The organism is Vibrio sp. S/42/10 (assembly GCF_029890535.1).
In the GTDB taxonomy this organism is placed as follows: Bacteria; Pseudomonadota; Gammaproteobacteria; order Enterobacterales; family Vibrionaceae; genus Vibrio; species Vibrio cyclitrophicus.
Map to the genome: position 1 here is coordinate 103,658 of NZ_JAKMZC010000008.1, position 20,752 is coordinate 124,409.

General features: G+C 44.8%; 20 protein-coding genes. 12 read left to right on the forward strand and 8 right to left on the reverse strand.

What is annotated here, in order from left to right; genetic code table 11:
- Positions 1 to 321: 321 nt before the first annotated feature.
- Positions 322 to 861, forward strand: coding sequence for a PadR family transcriptional regulator (locus L8S15_RS11055; protein WP_010435321.1), 540 nt, complete (start codon positions 322 to 324; stop codon positions 859 to 861).
- 129 nt (positions 862 to 990) lie between these two features.
- Here the strand turns inward: L8S15_RS11055 and metF are convergent, their stop codons facing one another.
- The 3 genes from metF to L8S15_RS11070 form a co-directional block, all read right to left on the reverse strand.
- Positions 991 to 1,875: a methylenetetrahydrofolate reductase gene (gene metF, locus L8S15_RS11060; RefSeq protein WP_010435323.1), complete on the reverse strand. Its 885-nt coding sequence runs from the start codon at positions 1,873 to 1,875 to the stop codon at positions 991 to 993.
- A 254-nt stretch (positions 1,876 to 2,129) separates the two neighbouring features.
- The gene (locus tag L8S15_RS11065; protein ID WP_010435325.1) at positions 2,130 to 4,541 is read right to left on the reverse strand and encodes a bifunctional aspartate kinase/homoserine dehydrogenase II; all 2,412 of its coding nucleotides are present in this window, start codon (positions 4,539 to 4,541) and stop codon (positions 2,130 to 2,132) included.
- Positions 4,542 to 4,543: 2 nt separating this feature from the next.
- The gene (locus L8S15_RS11070) at positions 4,544 to 5,725 is read right to left on the reverse strand and encodes an O-succinylhomoserine (thiol)-lyase (RefSeq protein WP_010435327.1); all 1,182 of its coding nucleotides are present in this window, start codon (positions 5,723 to 5,725) and stop codon (positions 4,544 to 4,546) included.
- Between the two features lie 208 nt (positions 5,726 to 5,933).
- Between L8S15_RS11070 and metJ the strand changes: the two genes are divergently transcribed.
- Positions 5,934 to 6,254, forward strand: coding sequence for a met regulon transcriptional regulator MetJ (gene metJ / locus L8S15_RS11075; RefSeq protein WP_010435330.1), 321 nt, complete (start codon positions 5,934 to 5,936; stop codon positions 6,252 to 6,254).
- 224 nt (positions 6,255 to 6,478) lie between these two features.
- Here the strand turns inward: metJ and L8S15_RS11080 are convergent, their stop codons facing one another.
- Complete coding sequence (locus L8S15_RS11080; RefSeq protein WP_016783694.1) at positions 6,479 to 7,768, reverse strand: malic enzyme-like NAD(P)-binding protein; 1,290 nt, start codon at positions 7,766 to 7,768, stop codon at positions 6,479 to 6,481.
- Positions 7,769 to 8,099: 331 nt separating this feature from the next.
- Positions 8,100 to 8,318, reverse strand: coding sequence for a 50S ribosomal protein L31 (gene rpmE, locus L8S15_RS11085; protein ID WP_004737142.1), 219 nt, complete (start codon positions 8,316 to 8,318; stop codon positions 8,100 to 8,102).
- A 329-nt stretch (positions 8,319 to 8,647) separates the two neighbouring features.
- Between rpmE and priA the strand changes: the two genes are divergently transcribed.
- The 7 genes from priA (at position 8,648) to rraA (ending at position 16,575) form a co-directional block, all read left to right on the forward strand.
- Positions 8,648 to 10,849, forward strand: a complete 2,202-nt coding sequence (priA, locus tag L8S15_RS11090) for a primosomal protein N' (protein WP_102291989.1) — start codon at positions 8,648 to 8,650, stop codon at positions 10,847 to 10,849.
- Positions 10,850 to 11,089: 240 nt separating this feature from the next.
- Entirely contained in the window at positions 11,090 to 12,094 is a 1,005-nt protein-coding gene (cytR, locus tag L8S15_RS11095; protein WP_010435348.1) for a DNA-binding transcriptional regulator CytR, read from the forward strand.
- A 122-nt stretch (positions 12,095 to 12,216) separates the two neighbouring features.
- On the forward strand, positions 12,217 to 12,756 hold the full coding sequence (locus tag L8S15_RS11100) for an SPOR domain-containing protein (protein ID WP_010435351.1): 540 nt from the start codon (positions 12,217 to 12,219) through the stop codon (positions 12,754 to 12,756).
- A gap of 206 nt (positions 12,757 to 12,962) precedes the next feature.
- A complete protein-coding gene (hslV, locus tag L8S15_RS11105; RefSeq protein WP_004729692.1) occupies positions 12,963 to 13,511 on the forward strand; it encodes an ATP-dependent protease subunit HslV in 549 nt (182 codons plus the stop codon).
- 58 nt (positions 13,512 to 13,569) lie between these two features.
- Positions 13,570 to 14,910, forward strand: a complete 1,341-nt coding sequence (gene hslU / locus L8S15_RS11110; RefSeq protein WP_016767976.1) for an HslU--HslV peptidase ATPase subunit — start codon at positions 13,570 to 13,572, stop codon at positions 14,908 to 14,910.
- A gap of 155 nt (positions 14,911 to 15,065) precedes the next feature.
- Complete coding sequence (locus L8S15_RS11115) at positions 15,066 to 15,983, forward strand: 1,4-dihydroxy-2-naphthoate polyprenyltransferase (protein ID WP_102291990.1); 918 nt, start codon at positions 15,066 to 15,068, stop codon at positions 15,981 to 15,983.
- Positions 15,984 to 16,056: 73 nt separating this feature from the next.
- Positions 16,057 to 16,575: a ribonuclease E activity regulator RraA gene (rraA, locus tag L8S15_RS11120; protein WP_010435359.1), complete on the forward strand. Its 519-nt coding sequence runs from the start codon at positions 16,057 to 16,059 to the stop codon at positions 16,573 to 16,575.
- 106 nt (positions 16,576 to 16,681) lie between these two features.
- On the opposite strand, the gene zapB is transcribed toward rraA, so the two are convergent.
- Positions 16,682 to 16,924 (reverse strand): cell division protein ZapB, encoded by a 243-nt coding sequence (gene zapB / locus L8S15_RS11125; protein ID WP_010435362.1) that lies wholly within the window; start codon positions 16,922 to 16,924, stop codon positions 16,682 to 16,684.
- 324 nt (positions 16,925 to 17,248) lie between these two features.
- Between zapB and glpX the strand changes: the two genes are divergently transcribed.
- The 3 genes from glpX (at position 17,249) to L8S15_RS11140 (ending at position 19,620) form a co-directional block, all read left to right on the forward strand.
- Positions 17,249 to 18,256 (forward strand): class II fructose-bisphosphatase, encoded by a 1,008-nt coding sequence (gene glpX / locus L8S15_RS11130; protein ID WP_010435365.1) that lies wholly within the window; start codon positions 17,249 to 17,251, stop codon positions 18,254 to 18,256.
- Between the two features lie 217 nt (positions 18,257 to 18,473).
- The gene (locus L8S15_RS11135) at positions 18,474 to 19,100 is read left to right on the forward strand and encodes a metalloregulator ArsR/SmtB family transcription factor (RefSeq protein WP_010435367.1); all 627 of its coding nucleotides are present in this window, start codon (positions 18,474 to 18,476) and stop codon (positions 19,098 to 19,100) included.
- Positions 19,101 to 19,272: 172 nt separating this feature from the next.
- Positions 19,273 to 19,620, forward strand: coding sequence for a DUF3135 domain-containing protein (locus L8S15_RS11140; RefSeq protein ID WP_010435369.1), 348 nt, complete (start codon positions 19,273 to 19,275; stop codon positions 19,618 to 19,620).
- Positions 19,621 to 19,724: 104 nt separating this feature from the next.
- Here the strand turns inward: L8S15_RS11140 and L8S15_RS11145 are convergent, their stop codons facing one another.
- Both L8S15_RS11145 and L8S15_RS11150 read right to left on the reverse strand, forming a co-directional pair.
- On the reverse strand, positions 19,725 to 20,147 hold the full coding sequence (locus L8S15_RS11145; protein WP_010435371.1) for a DUF805 domain-containing protein: 423 nt from the start codon (positions 20,145 to 20,147) through the stop codon (positions 19,725 to 19,727).
- An 85-nt stretch (positions 20,148 to 20,232) separates the two neighbouring features.
- Positions 20,233 to 20,580: a 5-carboxymethyl-2-hydroxymuconate Delta-isomerase gene (locus L8S15_RS11150; RefSeq protein ID WP_010435372.1), complete on the reverse strand. Its 348-nt coding sequence runs from the start codon at positions 20,578 to 20,580 to the stop codon at positions 20,233 to 20,235.
- Positions 20,581 to 20,752: the final 172 nt, after the last annotated feature.

Sequence of the window (20,752 nt, forward strand, 5' to 3'; positions counted from 1 at the left end):
AAGGTCGCCATGTGCGACCTTTTTATTTTGTCATAAAACAATTAATGAGTATTTTGTCAGTTTTTCGGGTTATTTTGTCCATGTATTCTACTTTATGCTTATTATTTAGATATACTACTGCTCCGCTGCGGAAACACTCCAAAAAAATAATCTGCAGCAACTTGACCAATAAACTGGTCAACCTAGGTGATAAACGGCTTTGTAAGGTGACATAACCAACCGATGAGTTGGTGCTACTTAGACATAACCAATATAACGTGCCATTAGAAGCACACTTGTTGTTTAAGTATTTGTTTACTGTTTACCATTTGGATTTCAGACATGTCATTACCACACGTAATTCTAACCGTTTTAAGTACACGCGATGCTACTGGTTACGATATCACAAAAGAATTCTCCGCAAGCATTGGTTACTTCTGGAAAGCTAGCCACCAACAAGTTTACCGCGAGCTAAATAAAATGGCTCAGAACGACCAGGTAACTTGCGTGCTTGAGCCTCAAGAAGGCAAACCTGATCGTAAAGTTTACTCTATCACTGATGCAGGCCGTGGCGCGCTAGGTGAATGGTTTGAACAACCAACTGCACACCCAACTGTTCGTGACGAGTTCTCAGCTAAGCTAATGGCTTGTGCTGTGCAACCTTCTGACGCTTACCGCGTACAACTTGCTGAGCTAGTAGAAGAGTCTCGCAAACTGGTTTCTCACTACAAAGAAATCGAAGCAGCTTACTACGCAACGCCATCGACGCTAGACAAGCAAGCACGCCTTGAACGCCTAACGCTTCGTCGTAACCTACTTATCCGTGAAGCATGGATTGTATGGGCTGAAGAAGTACTGCTTGAACTTGGCGCTCTTGCTTAAGTTAAGCTAGAAGCTGAAAAGCAAAAGGCTTGAACTCTTAGAGTCCAAGCCTTTTTTGTATCTATAAGATTTGAGAGGTACAGCCGATGGCTTTTTATCCGAGCCTGAGCTTAACTACAAGGCAGCGACTTATGGACGAACACCCAAAGTATGGCAAAGTGCATAAGTCATTTCTGCACGGTTTAGCGTGTAGAAGTGGAAGTCTTTCACACCTTCACGGCTCAACGTACGAACCATATCGATCGCTTGACTAGCACCCACTAACTGGCGAGTCGTTGGATCATCATCCAAACCTTCAAATTGCTTGGCCATCCAGCCCGGAACTTTCACGTTATTCATCGCAGCAAAGCGAGACGCCTGCTTGAAGTTAGAAACAGGTAAGATGCCCGGTACGATTTCAACATCGATACCTGCCGCCACACAGCGATCACGGAAACGTAAGTAACTTTCTACATCAAAAAAGAATTGCGTGATGGCACGGTTAGCGCCAGCATCCACTTTACGCTTCAAGTTAATAAGGTCTGATTGAGCACTTTTTGCTTCAGGGTGAACCTCAGGGAAAGCTGCAACAGAGATATCAAAGTCGTGGCGAGATTTAAGCAGCTCAACCAAGTCAGATGCATACATATCTGGAGCGCCACCGCCTGCTGGGATATCACCACGCAACGCAACAATGCTCTCAATGCCATTTGCCCAGTAATCATCAGCAATTTGAATCAGCTCTTCACGGCTAGCATCAATACACGTTAAGTGTGGTGCAGCAATTAGGCCTGTTTGGTTCTTAATTTCTTTAATAATTGAGTGGGTACGATCACGCTCACCCGAGTTTGCACCGTAGGTTACTGATACAAATTTTGGTTGGAGTGTTTTAAGACGGTGAACAGAATTCCACAAGGTCTCTTCCATCTTCTCACTGCTTGGTGGAAAAAACTCAAATGACACATTGATGTTGTCAGAAAGCTCAGCGATATTCTGATTTAAAGCGTCGATATGGCCTGCGTGTGTGTATCCCATCTTACTCTCCCTGTGGCAAAAACAACCACTAAAACTCAAATCCTTAAACGACGTTTAGACGTCTATATGTCTGTAGAATGTATTGAATACGATTTAATGTCAACAGATCCATTATGAATTTTTCTCAAGTAGATCGTGAGAAAAACTCAAGTCGTTAGGTGAGTTGCCAAGAAGAAATAATGTAAAAAAAAGGCTGAAAAACACATCGTGCTTCCAACCTTATTTATCTTAGTGAATAGTATGCTATTTAGAATTTAAAACAGGCTAGACATTCTGTTTAGATCAGATTGAATTGCACCTGCCGTCACTTCACGCCCCGCTCCTGGGCCACGAATAACCAATGGATTATCTTTGTACCATTTGCTCTCAATCGCAAAGATGTTATCGCAAGGCAGTAAGTTAGCCAGCGCATGCTCTTTCGACAACGCCTCCACACCGACCGTTGCCTTGCCGTTCTTCTCTAAACGCGCTACGTAACGTAAAACCTTCTGCTGAGAGTGCGCTTTTTCTAAACGCTCGGCCAGTTCTTCACTCAACACAGAAGCCTTATCAAAGAAATCATCCACTGATAAATCTTGCAGCGCTTCAGGTACTAGCGATTCGACTTTTACGTTTTCAGGCTCGATCTCTAAACCAGATTCACGCGCTAGAATCACCAACTTACGCATTACGTCTGAACCATCTAAGTCAGCACGTGGGTCTGGTTCAGTAAGGCCTTGTTGCCATGCTAAGTCGACCAACTCACTGAACGGTACTGTGCCATCAAACTGTTGGAACAACCAAGACAACGTGCCTGAGAAAATGCCAGACAACGCAATGATGTCATCGCCACTCTCACGCAGGTCGCGTACCGTGTGGTTAATCGGCAAACCTGCACCAACGGTCGCGTTGTATAACCAGTGACGGCTGATCTTAGCAAACGCATCTTGCACCTGATGGTAATACTCACTTGATGCAGAGCCTGCAACCTTGTTGGCCGAGATCAAATGAATGCCTTGTTGTGCGATTTGCAGATATTTTGCTGCAAGCACTGGGCTCGCTGTAACATCAAGAACCACCGCTTCATCGTAACCCTGAATCGAACCTAAGCGCTCTAACCAATCGTTACCATTATTAGCAATCGCTTCATCATCAAAACGCTTACTAACAGACGTCGCATCAATGCCTTGATCGTCAAACCAATAGGTTTGGCTATCAACCACCGCAACCAACTCAAAGTTCATTCCACGACGCTTTTCAAGTTCAGCCTTTTGCTCAGCAAACAGGCTTAACCAACTTGAACCAATGTTTCCCTTACCACATAAGGCAATCGCCACACGCTTCTGTGCTTGAAACAATTGAGAATGAATGCCTTTCACTAAGCTTGAGGTTTCACTCTTACGAATCACTGCGACCAAGCTTAAGCCTGAATTCGCTTCTGAGATAAATTCAACCGGTGAGCTCTTTAGTTGCTGGTAGAAGCCGTAGCAATGGTTCGGGTTTTTAGTCACACCCGCACCCACTGCAGCAATCAGAGAGAAACCTTCCTTTAGTTTGATTTCAGCTTCAATCGCATGGTCTTGTAGGTATTCCAGAGCACCACCAGCGATCTCTTCTGTGTAAGCAAGACGCAAGCAATGTTGATCCGGTTCAAGTTCATAAGCAAGTGGCTCTAGTTGAGCACGCTTAAGACCTTCCAACACTTCACTTTCTAGACGGTCGAAATCATGTCCGTGACCAAACGTCAGTTGCACGATAAGAACTTCATCTAAAGAGGTAATAATTTTTGCACCGCGACCTGAAGCCAGTACTCGCTCTATCTGTGTAGAGCCCGCCTCTGGCTGGTAACTGCAGCGTAAGCTCAGATCCATAGCACTTTGAGCCACAGGTTGTAGCGTTCGGCTATGAAGCACAGGAGCCGCTAGACGAGCCAGTTCACTCGCTTCATCAAGGCGAAGTAAAGGTAACAAACACGCATCTGAAACTAAACGAGGATCAGCGCTGTATACACCAGCCACGTCACTCCAAATCGTTACGCGTTCAACTTCTGCCAAAGCACCAATCACGGTCGCCGAGTAATCCGAACCGTTGCGGCCGAGCAGCACTGTTTCGCCCTCGCAGTTCTGAGCCATAAAGCCAGTAATCACTACACGGCAATGCGTATGCTGAGCCAAAACTTCTTTAATCAGAGGGTAAGAACGTGCGCGATCAACTTCAGGTTGAGCGCCCACTTCTGCTCGTAAAAAAGCACGCGCATCTTGAGCGACGGCTTGTAAATCATTTTGGCACAACAAAGCCGCCAACAAGCGTGAAGACCAAACTTCGCCATGACCAAGCACTTGCGCTTTTTGCACTTCACTTAGAGGAGCAGTTAACTCTCCTAAAGCGGTGAATTCTTGTTGGATGGTTGCCGTTAGTTGCACTGCGAGCTCACCTTCAAGAAGCACTTCAATCAGCTCTAGTTGGAACTGACGAAGAGTTTGTAGGCACTCATGGGCAATACGACCATCTTTATCGAGAGCTTCAACAAACTCTATCAAGCGGTTGGTTGTTTTACCTGCGGCAGATACCACAACCAAATCGGTTGCTGATGAATATTCTCTAAGAATGTTCACAACGCGTTGGTAACATTCAGGGTTCGCTAAGCTGCTACCACCAAATTTATGTAGCTGGCGAAAGGTTGTCATTATTAACCCTCCCCTTCAGCGATAAAGCGTTTTGTCTTTTCAAAGGCTTGCTTGAGATCGTCAATCAAATCTTCAGCGTCTTCTAAACCAACCGAAAGGCGTAATAGTTGCTGAGAGATCCCCGCTTCTGCCAAGGCTTCTTCACCCATTGCACGGTGAGTCATCGACGCAGGGTGACAAATCAAGCTTTCAACACCGCCCAAAGACTCAGCTAAAGAGAACAGCGCTAACTCGCCAACAAAGTATTTAAGCGCCTCAAATGAGCCTGAAAATTCAAAGCTCAGCATTGAACCAAAGCCAGACTGCTGTTTCTTCGCAATATCATGACCTGGGTGGTCAGATAAACTTGGGTGATAAATAGTGCCAACAAGATCTTGCTGCTGTAGCGAAGTTAAGATTTCACGCGAGCTCTCTTCATGAACACGCATACGAGCCCCAAGCGTACGAATACCACGTAGCGTCATGTAGCTATCAAACGGTGTGCCGGTCGCACCGATGCAGTTGCCCCACCAAGCTAACTCTTCAGCGTGCTCTTCCGTCTTGGTAACGACCACACCACCAATCACGTCTGAGTGACCATTAATGAATTTCGTTGTTGAGTGGATAACAAAATCGGCACCTAGCTCTAACGGCTTTTGGAACACAGGCGTCAAAAACGTATTATCAACAGCAACCAATGCACCCACTTCTTTTGCTTTACGGCAAGTTTCAGCAATATCAACCACGCGAACCAGTGGGTTCGATGGAGTCTCTAATAAGATCAGCTTAGGCTTAAGTGCGATCGCCGCATCTAGCGCAGCTTGATCCGATTGATCAACAAACAGCACTTTAAAATCGCCTTTAAGCGAACGCGTGTTAAATAGACGGTAAGTACCACCATAACAATCGTGTGGTGCGACAATAAGATCATCACCACCTAAGAAAGTAGACACCCATAAGTTAAGCGCCGACGTGCCACAGTTAGTCACAACGGCACCTTTACCAGACTCCAGTTCAAACAGAGCAGTTTCTAATAAACCACGGTTTGGGTTACCAGAACGGGTGTAATCGTACTTTGGCACTTCACCAAAAGCGGGAAAACCGTAGTTAGTCGACAGATAAATAGGTGGAACTACGGCATGATGTTGAGTGTCTGACTCGATGCCAGTACGTACGGCGATGGTTGCTGGCTTCCGGCTGCTCATAGGTGCTTCCTTACAAGTTTGGCGTCTGGGTATCACAGCAGCTTGTGGGGTTTTTGCGGCTGTGTTAGATATATGTTATTCACTTTACTTTCATAAACGCGAGACGTCAACACTTCTAGACGTCTATATGTCTTTGCTTATGGCAGTAAATCCCGCTAAAATCACCACTATTAATTTATTCTAACAACTAAAGTGATGAAGGTACGCAATGGCCGACTGGAATGGTGAATACATAAGCCCATATGCTGAGCATGGAAAGAAAAGCGAACAAGTAAAGAAAATTACAGTTTCTATCCCTCTAAAAGTGTTAAAGGTTCTCACTGACGAGCGTACTCGCCGCCAGATTAACAACCTACGCCATGCAACAAACAGTGAGCTACTGTGCGAAGCCTTTCTACATGCGTACACAGGCCAGCCACTGCCAACGGATGAAGACCTTCGTAAAGATCGCCCAGATGATATTCCTGCTGAAGTGAAAGAACTGATGACAGCAATGGGTATCGAGTTCGAAGCATTTGACGAAGAATAACAATAACTCAGTCGCTGCCTTCAGTATTGATCCGCTATAGCTGAACCCTATTTGTCACATCAGCCACTATCTTATCTAGGCGTGTGCTGTAAATGATAGACATAAAAAAACCGACTCCTGATGAGTCGGTTTTTTATTATTCTTTTTTGCTCAATCGAGCAACCGCTATAACAAGCGATTACGCCATCCAGTATCTATGCCATATGCTTTTATGCCATACGCTTTTATGCCATATAGTTAGCAGGCATCTCAATACGAGCTACGCCAGATTCAACGGCCGCTTCTGCTACCGCTTTTGCTACACGAGGAAGTAGACGTGGGTCCATTGGCTTAGGAATGATGTAACCCTTACCGAACTCCAGTGCAGTCTCACCTGCAGCTGCTAGTACTTCAGCTGGAACTTCTTCTTTCGCTAGTTCACGAATAGCTTTAACCGCCGCTAGCTTCATTTCGTCATTGATTTCGCTCGCACGTACGTCTAGTGCACCACGGAAAATGAATGGGAAACAAAGTACGTTGTTTACCTGGTTAGGGTAATCACTGCGGCCTGTACCCATAATTAGATCAGAACGAACTTCGTGAGCAAGCTGTGGCTTGATCTCTGGATCAGGGTTTGAACATGCAAACACAACTGGCTTATCAGCCATTAGCGTTAGTGCTTCTGCTGGTAGCAAATTAGGGCCAGATACGCCCAAGAAAAGATCAGCACCTTCAATAACATCTTCAAGCGTACGCTTGTCGGTGTTGTTTGCGAACAGTGCTTTGTACTCATTCAGGTCATCACGACGAGTGTGGATCACACCTTTACGATCAAGCATGTAGATCTTCTCACGCTGAGCGCCACACTTAATCAGTAGTTCCATACAAGCAACTGCGGCTGCTCCTGCGCCTAAGCAAACGATCTTACACTCTTCGAGTTTTTTACCTTGAAGCTCGATTGCATTCAGCATACCCGCGGCAGTTACAATCGCAGTACCATGTTGGTCATCGTGGAATACAGGTACATCACAACGCTCAATCAGGCGACGTTCAATTTCAAAACAGTCTGGTGCTTTGATGTCTTCTAGGTTAATACCGCCGAATGTATCTGCGATATTCGCAACCGTATCAACGAACTCATCGATTGTGCGGTGTTTCACTTCAATATCGATAGAATCTAAACCAGCAAAACGCTTAAACAGTAACGCTTTACCTTCCATAACAGGTTTAGAAGCAATAGGGCCAAGGTTACCTAAGCCAAGAATCGCGGTACCGTTAGAGATAACTGCAACCATGTTGCCTTTACCTGTGTACTTGTAAACGTTATCGACGTTCTGTGCGATCTCTCGGACTGGCTCAGCCACACCAGGACTGTATGCAAGTGCTAGGTCTTCTGCAGAGTTTGCAGGCTTCGTCAGTTCTACGGCAATTTTGCCAGGAATTGGGAACTCATGGTAATCAAGAGCTTGCTGACGGAATTGTTCTTGAGGCGACAATTCTTGAGAGGATTGAGCTTGGCTGCTGTCTTCAGACATAGGTGTAGGTTCCTAGGATATTATTATTTGGGGGATCTTGTTCATGTTAATGGATGTACTTCAAAGTTCCTAGATGGTTGAAGCCTCTGTCTCATTAAAAAACGAGATTTCACTACTAATAAGACCAGTGAGCAGTTGAACTTACTGTCGCTTGTTGCACTTTCGAGTAGATTTCAATCATGCATGATTCAGGCGGAACGATGAGAGTTAAGCTTAGTTGGCGAAAGAGTATAAGAATAGGTTAAGAACGGAATAATATTGATCTGTTTATCAAACGCCAGAAAACAAAAAAGGACACCGAAGTGTCCTTTTTGTTTCTAAATAGCGAGAATTACTTCTTGCTAGAAAGAGCACCGAAACGCTTGTTGAAGCGATCAACACGGCCGCCCGTATCTACGATACGTTGCTTACCAGTGTAGAATGGGTGACATTTGTCACATACGTCTAGGTGGATAGATTCTTTTGCAAGCGTTGAGTTGAACTCAAATGTGTTGCCGCAAGAACAAGTTGCAGTAACTGCTTTGTATTCTGGGTGGATTCCAGCTTTCATGGGATAACCTCAAGTAGGCCGTGTCGCTATACGATTCTAAGCCGCACACCACACGTAGTTAAAAATAAATAAAGACACCGCTGTATCACTAAATAGAGATAAAGCCATACCTTTAAGGCGCAGTATAATAATGAATCTGTGAGATAGGATCAACTAATTTGATACATTTTTCACCAATCGTATCTTTATTTTCTACATCGAGTGGGATTTAGACGTGCTAGTTGGCTTCATACGCTAACTCAGCCTTCTCATCCAAACTGCTTCTCGAATTTAACTGGCTTATCCTTTAGACTGTTCGCTCTCGTCAACTCAGATAAAGCCGTCCCTTTATGCGTCCAATGATTGCCCGTGTGGCACTGCCTGTTCCACTCGACAAGCAGTTCGATTACAAGATTCCCAACCACCTATTTCCTATCATTGGCGGTCGAGTATCTGTGCCATTCGGACGACAAACCTTAACTGGCATCGTCACGGCTCTGGTTAACGAATCAGAATTCGAGCTAGACAAGCTCAAGCCAATCAAAGCTTTATTAGATAACCAACCCGTTTGGCCAGAATCAGTCTACTCACTCTTAATGTGGTGTAGCCAGTTTTATCAGTATCCATTGGGTGAAACTTTGGCTAACGCTCTACCAAGCGCTTTACGAAAAGGAAAAGCGGCCGACTTCGCAACACTTGTCGAGTGGCAACTGACCCCATCAGGTAGAGATCAGCTGATGCAAGGCTTTGGTCGTGCGGTCAAGCAAGCCAAAGTGATGCACATGCTTGAGCACGGTCCCGTTCCTCATCAAGAGTTCATCGATAAAGAAGTCGGTAGTGCTGTACTCAAGACACTCGAAGAAAAAGGTTGGATTGAATCTGCTGAGAAAAAACCGAAACGCCAACCGTGGCCAACTGACCTCGAAAACGACCAAGACAAACCTAAGCTCAACGAAGAGCAAGCTATCGCGATAGCAACGGTAAATAGCCAAACCGACTTTGGTTGCTTCTTATTAGAAGGTGTCACGGGCTCAGGTAAAACTGAAGTCTACCTTAATATGATCAAGCCGATTCTAGACCAAGGTAAACAAGCGTTAGTCTTGGTTCCTGAAATAGGCCTGACACCTCAAACGATTAACCGCTTTAAACGACGCTTTAATGTACCCGTTGAGGTCATCCATTCAGGGTTAAACGATTCTGAGCGATTGAATGCTTGGTTATCGGCGCGTGATAAAATTGCGGGTATCGTGATTGGTACACGCTCGGCTCTATTCACGCCTTTTGCCGATCTGGGCATCATTATTGTCGATGAAGAACATGATGCTTCATATAAACAGCAAGACAGCCTCCGCTACCACGCTCGTGATGTGGCGATCATGCGTGCTCACAAAGCACAGATTCCGGTTGTTCTTGGTTCAGCTACTCCGGCCTTTGAGACACTGCACAATGCTCAGATCGGTAAATACAGCTACCTCACTCTCACCTCACGCGCGGGGGTCGCTCTGCCGACCACCAATAAAGTATTGGATGTTAAGGGGGAATACCTAGAAAGCGGCTTATCTGCGTCGTTGATTGCAGAAATGCAAAGGCATCTCAAGGCGGGTAACCAAGTGATGTTGTTCCTCAACCGCCGTGGGTTTTCTCCAGCACTGATGTGTCACGATTGTGGTTGGACTGCAGAATGTAAACGCTGTGACGCTTACTACACCTATCACCAATACAGTAATGAGATGCGCTGCCACCATTGTGGTTCACAACAGCATATCGTACATAATTGCCAAGGCTGTGGTTCAGCGAACTTAGTAACCGTGGGTGTCGGTACCGAGCAACTAGAAGCTCAACTTGGCCAACTATTCCCTGAATACAAAACCATTCGCATTGATCGCGATAGTACTCGCCGTAAAGGCAGCCTAGAAAATGCATTAGAGTCGATTCGCAAAGGTGAATACCAAATCCTGATTGGTACACAGATGCTTGCTAAAGGGCATCACTTCCCAGATGTCACACTTGTTGCGTTATTGGATGTTGATGGCTCTTTATATAGTAGTGACTTTAGAGCTTCAGAACGCCTTGCTCAGTTATTCATTCAAGTAGCGGGACGCGCCGGTCGTGCAAGTAAACCGGGTGAAGTCATCTTACAAACTCACCACCCTGAACACGGATTACTGCAAGCACTATTACATAAAGACTATAACCACTTCGCTCAGACTGCCTTAGCCGAACGCAAACAGGCGATGTTACCGCCATATACCTTTATGACGTTATTCCGAGCGGAAGCTAACGACACGCGCTTAGTGGAAGAGTTTCTACGTCAAGTGCGTCATACATTAGAATCGCACCCGCTGTTTGACCAATATTGTATGGTGTTAGGGCCAACCCCTGCCCCGTTAGCAAAACGAGCGGGCAAGTCGCGCTGGCAGTTAATCTTACAAACTCAGACGCGTTCATTAATGCAGAAGCTATTAATGAGCGCGAAACCGGCAATCAATATGTTACCCGCTGCAAAAAAAGTCCGCTGGTCACTCGATATAGAGCCTCAAGATTTGAGCTAAATCCCATCGGGTTAAAACTAATGATAAGTTTGTTCACAAATCTTTCATACTTCTCGTGAGCAACTTCACACTAGTCATGTGATTTTTGTTAATCTAGCCGTAACTTTACACAGATTAAACGAATAAAATATTGCAATAAAAAAAGTGTTAGCAACACTTTCACAATATCTATTCGATTAAATTTATTATTCATGCCTTAGATACTTAGGCAGCAAAGGAACTTACAAGAGGGTTTAATTTATGGCGACAATGAAGGATGTTGCCCAGCTAGCAGGCGTCTCAACAGCAACGGTATCACGTGCATTGATGAACCCTGAAAAAGTCTCTGTTTCTACTCGTAAGCGAGTCGAAGCGGCAGTGCTAGAAGCTGGATACTCACCCAACACATTAGCTAGAAACTTACGTCGCAACGAATCAAAAACCATCATCACTATCGTTCCTGATATCTGTGACCCTTATTTTGCTGAAATCATTCGTGGTATCGAAGACGCCGCAGTAGAAAATGATTACCTTGTTCTACTGGGTGATAGCGGCCAGCAAAAGAAGCGCGAGTCTTCTTTTGTTAACTTGGTTTTCACCAAGCAAGCTGACGGTATGCTGCTGCTTGGCACTGACCATCCGTTTGATGTCAGCAAGCCTGAACAAAAGAATTTACCGCCGATGGTGATGGCATGTGAATTCGCCCCTGAGCTCGAATTACCGACAGTACACATCGATAACTTAACCTCTGCATTTGAAGCGGTTAACTACCTAGCCCAATTAGGTCATAAGCGTATCGCTCAAATATCTGGCCCAATATCAGCGACACTGTGTAAATTCCGCCAACAAGGCTACCAACAAGCATTGCGCCGTGCGGGTGTATCAATGAACCCAGCTTATAGCACGGTCGGTGACTTTACCTTTGAAGCTGGTGCTCAAGCGGTTCGTCAACTTCTAGCTCTGCCCGAGCAACCTACTGCTATTTTCTGTCATAACGATGCAATGGCGATTGGTGCGATTCAAGAAGCGAAGAAGCTAGGTTTACGCGTCCCTCAAGATTTATCAATTGTTGGCTTTGATGACATCCAATTCGCTCAATACTGCGATCCACCACTGACAACAATTTCTCAGCCTCGTTACGAGATTGGACGTCAAGCCATGCTAATGATGCTTGATCTCCTTAAAGGTAACGATGTTCAAGCTGGTTCACGTCTGCTTGAAGCTAAACTCGTGGTTCGAGGCAGTACTGCACCACCGCGAATTTAATAGCACAAAATACCTATACAAAGTGGCGGTACATTTTGACGTGCCGCTTCCATTTCTGCACTATTATCCTCGCGCAATCTGGATTACCATGAGAGCAGAATCATCAACTATTGAATTGTCTTGTGGCTAATAGAGATTATGTAAAGCGCGGTCGTGGCACAAAAAAAACGACTAAAAAACAAGCCCCTCGCCGTAAGCCTTGGCGCAGTGGTCTTTTGGCGATCCTCCTTGCCGGTGGTTTTGGTTATGGACTTTACTTACTGAGTAATGATCCTGAGCCGCCAACTCCCGCTCCTGTGGTAACCAAACCAAAACCTAAGCCAAAACCTGCGAAAATGATTCCACCACCTCCTGAAGAGAAATGGGATTATGTCGAAACGCTGCCAAGCCGCGAAATTGAAGTCAAAGCAAAAGAGCAACAGATCTCAAAAATCCCTTACGTGATGCAGTGTGGTGCTTACAAAACCTCGTCACAAGCTGAAGCTCGTAAGTTAGATATTGCCTTCCAAGGTATCTCAAGCGAAATCCGCAAGAAAGATGGCAGCAGTTGGTATCGTGTGGTTCTTGGACCATACAAGTTGAAGCGCGACGCTGAGCGAGATCGCCATAAGCTGCAACGAGCGAAAATAGAACCTTGTGCTATTTGGAAAGATACCGAGTAGTTACAGATTTAGCAGAAGCAGAAAAAACCAAACACTGAAGGCCTCCCATTGTGGAGGTTTTCTTTTATTCGCTCCCTTTCTCCAACTTTCCTTACAACTTCCGTCGATAAGTTGCACGACATCACTCGTGGTTCCTTGAATTATCCGAGTGCCATCCTCATATACTTTTTATACCCAAAGATAAGAAATATTAAGAGGCCCTACTCGTGACTACCATTGTATCTGTACGTCGTAATAATAAAGTCGTCATCGCGGGTGATGGACAAGTATCTCTAGGCAATACTGTAATGAAGGGCAATGCCCGTAAAGTACGTCGCCTATACAACAACAAAGTACTGGCAGGTTTTGCTGGCGGTACCGCTGATGCTTTCACGCTATTCGAAAAATTTGAAAGCAAGCTACAAATGCACCAAGGCCACCTGACCAAAGCTGCCGTTGAGCTAGCGAAGGATTGGCGTAGCGACCGTGCTCTACGTAAGTTAGAAGCATTGCTTGCAGTAGCGGATGAGACCGCTTCACTGATCATCACTGGTAACGGTGACGTAGTTCAACCTGAGAATGATCTGATTGCGATCGGTTCGGGCGGTAACTTCGCTCAAGCAGCAGCTACTGCACTATTAGAAAATACTGATTTAGATGCGCGTGAAATCGCAGAAAAGTCGCTGAACATTGCCGGCGATATCTGTGTCTTCACCAACCATCACCACACTATTGAAGAACTAGAAAGCACCGTTGAGCTGCCAAAGCCAGAGTAACGACCGCTTCCATCAATAACGTTGTATTCAACAGTGATTAAAGAATTAAGGAAAAACCATGTCTGAGATGACTCCTCGCGAAATTGTTCACGAACTCAATCGCCACATTATCGGCCAAGACAACGCTAAGCGTTCAGTTGCTATTGCCCTGCGTAACCGCTGGCGTCGTATGCAGCTTGAAGAAAGCCTGCGTGTTGAAGTATCACCAAAGAACATCCTAATGATTGGCCCAACGGGTGTAGGTAAAACTGAAATCGCTCGCCGCCTAGCGAAATTAGCAAACGCGCCTTTCATCAAGGTAGAAGCGACTAAGTTCACCGAAGTGGGTTACGTTGGTAAAGAAGTTGAAACCATCATCCGTGATCTAACGGACGTTGCGATCAAGATGACGCACCAACAAGCGATGGAAAAAGTACAATACCGCGCTGAAGAACAAGCTGAAGAACGCATTCTTGATGCCCTTCTACCACCAGCTCGTGATGCTTGGGGTCAGAATGAGCAATCAACTGAAGACACAACCTCTTCAAACACTCGTCAGATTTTCCGTAAAAAACTGCGCGAAGGTAAGCTAGACGACAAAGAGATCGAAGTTGATGTAGCGGCACCGCAAATGGGTGTTGAAATCATGTCACCTCCAGGTATGGAAGAGATGACTAACCAGCTACAAGGCATGTTCCAAAATCTCGCTGGCGACACCAAGAAAAAGCGTAAGATGAAAATCAAAGACGCATTCAAAGCACTGACAGAAGAAGAAGCTGCGAAGCTTGTGAACCAGGAAGAGCTAAAAGAGAACGCGATCTTCAACGCTGAAAACAACGGTATCGTGTTCATCGATGAGATCGACAAAATCTGTAAACGTGGTGACAGCTCAGGCCCAGACGTATCTCGCGAAGGTGTTCAACGTGACCTACTGCCTCTTATCGAAGGCAGCACAGTATCAACGAAACACGGCATGGTTAAAACTGATCACATCTTGTTTATCACATCAGGCGCATTCCAAGTGGCTAAGCCATCTGATCTGATCCCTGAGCTGCAAGGTCGTCTACCAATCCGTGTAGAACTTGAAGCGCTTTCTGCACATGACTTCAAACGAATTCTTACTGAGCCAAAAGCATCTTTAACAGAGCAATACATTGCCCTGATGAAAACAGAAGATGTGAGCATTGAGTTCACTGAAGATGGCATTAATCAGATTGCTGACGCGGCATGGCGTGTTAACGAAACCACGGAGAATATCGGTGCGCGTCGCCTACATACTGTTATGGAACGCCTAATGGATGAGATTTCATTCGACGCAACAGAAAAAGCCGGCAGCAAACTCGTCATTGATGAAGCTTACGTAACGTCGAAGCTCGGTGAATTCGTTGAAGACGAAGACCTAAGCCGCTTCATCCTGTAGCACACGAAACTCCAACTTATTGCTCTATCTCAAAGAAATAGCAGCTAATAAGCGAATTCAAGGCCCACTTTCGAGTGGGCTTTTTATTACTTGAAGAATGGGCGTATACTCAAATCACAGTTTGAAACGAAGACTTACAAAGAAATAGACCTACGATGAAACAATCTCTACTGATTTGGCTTGATGCCGCACGACCGAAAACTCTGCCTCTCGCACTCGTCTCTATTCTTACAGGAAGTAGTTTAGCGTTCTCCAGCGATCACTTTTCTTTATCGATAGCACTACTGGCTTTTTTAACCGCCACACTCTTACAAATTTTATCGAACCTAGCGAATGACTATGGCGATGCGGCTAAAGGCACCGACAACGAAAATCGTCTAGGACCAACACGCGCAATGCAATCTGGCGCGGTGACGGCAACAACCATGAAGCAAGCGATCATCCTCAATATCGTGTTTACCGTTATCGCAGGGCTCATTCTGATTTTCCATGCGCTGACATCAATTGAAAGCATTCTGTCTTTCATCGCACTCGGCGTATTAGCGATTGTCGCGGCTATCGCATATACCGTAGGCAACAAACCCTATGGATATATTGGCCTAGGGGACTTATCTGTCTTTATCTTCTTTGGTTTGTTAGGTGTTTCTGGTACTTACTTCTTACACACTGGTCATGTTGAACCAAGTCTATTTCTTCCAGCGTTAGGCTGCGGACTGATGGCGGTTGCGGTACTCAATATCAATAACATGCGTGATATCGAAAACGACAGTGAATGCGGGAAACGCACCATGGCCGTTCGTCTAGGACAACGCAAAGCTAAGCAATACCACTTTGCACTTCTTGGATTGGCTCTCGCGTCTTTCGCTCTGTACCTACTCATTCAAGAAAAACTAGTCTGGATCAGTCTACCGTTTTTACTCAGCATTATTATTGTCTATAAGCATGGCAAGGCCGTGTGGGAAACAGAGAAGCCAGCACAAATAGCGCCGATGATGCCTGTCATTGTGAAATGCTCACTGGTCACTAACCTATTGTTTGCAGGGGTTGTCGTAGCTCAAACTCTACTGAGTTAATTGAGACTAATCATTGCAAAGGGATCAAGCACCGATATACTCAAACTAAGCTCATTGTTCAAAAGGTACGCAAATGGAATACAACACTTCAGCACTGTGCGACATATATCTGGATCAAGTGGATGTCGTGGAGCCAATGTTCAGCAACTTCGGTGGACGAGCATCCTTCGCCGGACAGATCACGACATTAAAGTGTTTTGAAGACAACGCTTTGATTCGCTCCGTATTAGAGCAAGATGGCTTGGGACGAGTGTTGTTAATCGATGGTGGCGGCTCACTACGTAAAGCGCTGATCGATGCGGAGATAGCCCTACTTGCCGAAGACAATGAGTGGGAAGGTATTGTGGTTTACGGCTGTGTGCGTGAAGTCGATGAGCTTGAAGATATGAACCTAGGTATTCAAGCCCTAGCCTCTATACCTGTCGGCGCAAGCCAAGGTGGAGTAGGTGAGATTGATGTACCGGTTAACTTTGGTAGCGTGACCTTCTTACCGGAAGATTACCTCTACGCAGACAACACCGGCATCATCCTTTCTGCAGAGCCTCTGGATGTAGAACTTGATCTGGATGTTGAAGAAGAAGAGGTCGAGTAACTCAGCTTTGAATAATAAAACAAAGCATAAGAGTACGAAGCATTAGAACACAAACAAAAACGCCCGCTAATCAGTAGCGGGCGTTTTTTTAAATCCGAAGAGTCAATTATTCTACGTCATCCATTTTACCAAGAAGGTTACGGATACGATCTTGCCATGCAGAATGCTCTTCCTGCATTTGCTGAGTTTTTTGCTCTAGCTCATGACGACTTGCTTTAAGCTCACTAGCTTCAGTTGCTAGTGCTTGTTTCTCTTCTTTAAGCTCTTCCACTTCCATTTGAAGAAGTGCAATTGTATCTACTGCTGTTTGAATTTTTGCTTCTAGCTGCTCTAGTACTTCAAAAGACATTCTGGCCTACCTTTAAGTTATTCGTTTGATGGTGAAGGTTCACTCCACTTATTTCCCCATTCTACTCAGCAGAGCAAGGATAAACACTCAATATATTCGATATTTTGCGCCATTCGATGAAAAAAACAGCGCTTTTTACCGAATATTGACGTGAACTATTACCAACGCAACAACAGACTGATTATTTTGATGAATATTACCGGTTTTCGACCGCAAATTGATCAAGAGCAATCCCCAAAAAACAAAAAGGCAAACGTTTCCTTTTGGATATGGTAAAATTCGCCGCGAAATTTCTATTCCCCCTTTGAAAATTTTGGAGTCCGCATGAAACGCGATTTAGCAATGTCATTCTCTCGTGTCACAGAAGGTGCAGCACTAGCTGGTTACAAGTGGCTTGGCCGTGGCGATAAAAACGCTGCAGATGGCGCTGCTGTAGAAGTAATGCGTAGCCTATTAAACAAAACCGAAATTAGCGGTGAGATTGTTATCGGCGAAGGTGAAATCGATGATGCACCCATGCTATACATCGGCGAAAACGTAGGTGTAGGCGGCGACGCTGTCGACATCGCAGTTGACCCAATTGAAGGGACACGCATGACAGCAATGGGTCAATCAAATGCATTGGCAGTACTTGCTGCAGGCGAAAAAGGCAGCTTCCTTAAAGCGCCTGATATGTACATGGAAAAATTGGTAGTAGGCCCTGGCGCTAAAGGCGTGATTGACCTAGAGCTTCCATTGACCGAGAACCTCGAAAACATCGCTAAAGCATTAGGTAAAACACTCGATACTCTAGTAGTAACCACGCTTGCTAAACCTCGTCACGATCAAATCATCGCTGACATGCAAGCAATGGGCGTCCGTGTATTTGCAGTGCCTGATGGTGATGTTGCTGCTTCAATCCTAACGTGTATGCCAGATAGCGAAGTAGACGTCATGTACTGCATCGGCGGTGCACCTGAAGGTGTGGTTTCTGCTGCGGTTATTCGCGCACTAGACGGCGACATGCACGGCCGTCTTCTCCCTCGTCATGAAGTCAAAGGCGACACAGAAGAAAACCGTAAACACGGCGAAATTGAACTAGAACGTTGTGCTGAAATGGGCGTAACAGCGGGCATCGTGTTAAAAATGGAAGACATGGCGCGCAGCGACAACGTTGTATTCTCAGCAACAGGTATCACTAAGGGTGACTTACTAGAAGGTATTTCTCGCAAAGGTAATATCGCAACCACAGAAACACTGCTTATCCGTGGTCGCTGCCGTACGATCCGTCGTATCAAGTCTATCCACTATCTAGAGCGTAAAGACCCAGAAGTAGTGGGTCATATCCTGTAAACCTAAGCTCGGTTAAACAAAACATTCGAAGGCTGATACCAAGTATCAGCCTTTTGTTTTATGTCCTACGAGAATGGCACCATTTACAATCAATATAGTAAATGGTTATCAATATAATAAATGGTTATCAATATAATAAATGGTTATCAATATAGTAAATGGTTTGCTTTATAAACACCTTGCCCCATAATAGTAAGGTTCATGAGGTAGGGATAGTATGAAAACGAGCGACAAAATCTTACAAACCATTAAGCGTCAAGGCGCGGTAACCGCGAAACAATTGTCAGAAGAATTTGGCATGACGACAATGGGTGCAAGACAGCACCTGCAAAGTTTGGAAGATGACGGTATTCTTGCGTTTCATGACGTAAAAGTAAAAGTGGGACGCCCTACCCGCCACTGGTCTCTGACTCAGCAAGGGCATAGTCAATTCTCAGACCGACACGGTGAACTCACCATTCAGGTGATTGACGCTGTCGAAAACCTATTTGGCAAAGAAGGCTTAGCTAAAGTTGCAGCTGAACGTGAACAGCACACTCTTAAGCAATATCAAGCCGCTCTATCCGACTGTAATAATCTGATCAGTAAACTTGAAAAACTCACCCAACTTCGCGAAGAAGAAGGCTACATGGCAGAACTTCAAGAACAAGGTGATAACTATATCTTGATCGAAAATCACTGTCCTATCTGTAAAGCAGCGACTCGCTGTCCAAGCCTCTGTCAATCTGAGCTCAATGTATTTACTGAGTTACTCAAAGGTGAGTGTCATGTAAGCCGCACTGAACACATTATCGCTGGTGAGCGACGCTGTACTTATACTTTAACACCAGCACTTTTAACGTAGCCTCTGTATCAATACCAAGTCCAAGTCTAAGTCTAAGTCTAAGTCCAGCAGGCTGACGCCAAGTCATTGATCTTGTCTCAAGATTGAGAAAATACAAATTGATTAAAATTTGTACTAATTTATTTCTTAAGCTTAAAGCATATGAAACATGCTTAACGCTAAGGAAAGAAATATGGCATATCCACAGTCGGATCAAAAACTGCCCCCCTTTGACGAACTCGTCCAACTAGCGAAAAGTGATCCTGAAGCATTTAATCAATTCAAACATGATATGTGTGAACAAATGATTTGTTCTGCCTCTGAGGTGATGCAAGATCGACTTCGAGCCCAACAAAGTCACCTCGACTTAGTGGTCAGCCGTTGCAAGAATCCACACCATGCTAATGTTGTACTGATGCAAGAGCTACGCTGTCAGGTCTGTAAATTTCAAGATGCGCTTCAAGGCCGCTGTAGTTTTGAAGAGCCTGAATCTGAAAATGTGGTTCCTTTTAGGCCGAACACAGAACCGAAAATGTATTAAAAAATCGTTACTCAAACGCCCAAGCATCAGTAGCAAGATATTAGAGACCAAAAACAAAAAAAGGGAGCACAATGCTCCCTTCTTATTTCTCAATCATTCAATCTTTACACTGGGTCGTCACCGTAATCATTACGGCCTTCAGTTCCCTTGAGCAATCCACATTCAATCAAAATCCATAAACCACATACTAATGCTGCAACCGTTGCTGCCATGTGAACTGGCGATACCGACTCTGTTGTCGTTGCGACCATTGGCGAAGCCAAACGCCCAAGCACCAGTGGCACGTTCAACAGCAACCAGTAGTTCGACTTATTGCGGTCGTGCCAGCGTTTAGCGGTAATTGCAAGATCTGGGATAACCAGCAACAGTAGGAAGATTGGTAGCAGGATATAGGAATATGCAGGGAACAGAACAGAAATACCGGAAGCAAAACCAGTAATCGCTACATAGTAGAAAACATTCCAAATCCAGTAAGTCTTACGACCAATTCTCCCTTTGAAAGAGAGCAGTAAATCTTTCATCGACATCTTAAAATACTCAAAAATTAATACGCTACCAAAAGTTAGCAGCAAATAGTTGGTTAATCACTTTTAGATCGTTGATTATTTTTAGCTAATTAATCACTTTCTGAAAGCAACTTTTATCCATATCTCGTATGTTGACCGTTAGGCTTCGGATATGGCTTGCCTGTTTTTGTAAGGTTTGCATTAACAGACGGGACAATTCTCTTTTTTGCTCTTCGGTACGCCCTGAAAGTAACTCAAAGCTAATATGAACAAAGTCCACATTATCTTCTTCATCACCGACTAGCCAGTTATGACAGCGCAGTGAACGAGACTTCACAGAAGGAACATCAAACAAACCACAGTTTAATGTAACTTGATGAAGATCTTCTAGTAAACCTTGGATATTCACACGCTCATCCACTGAATTTGAGTACTCTAGAACTAGGTTCGGCATTGTTACTTCCTTATTGTTAACGCAATCGTTTGTCCCTTAATAGCAACTAACGATGAAAAATCCGAGAAGTTAGCTATTATTCTGTCTGCCGGATCACTGATATTTGCTCAGAATCTACTCTGACCATTGAGTAAGATCCAAGAAAGTCATGACCACAGTCATGATCTGTTGA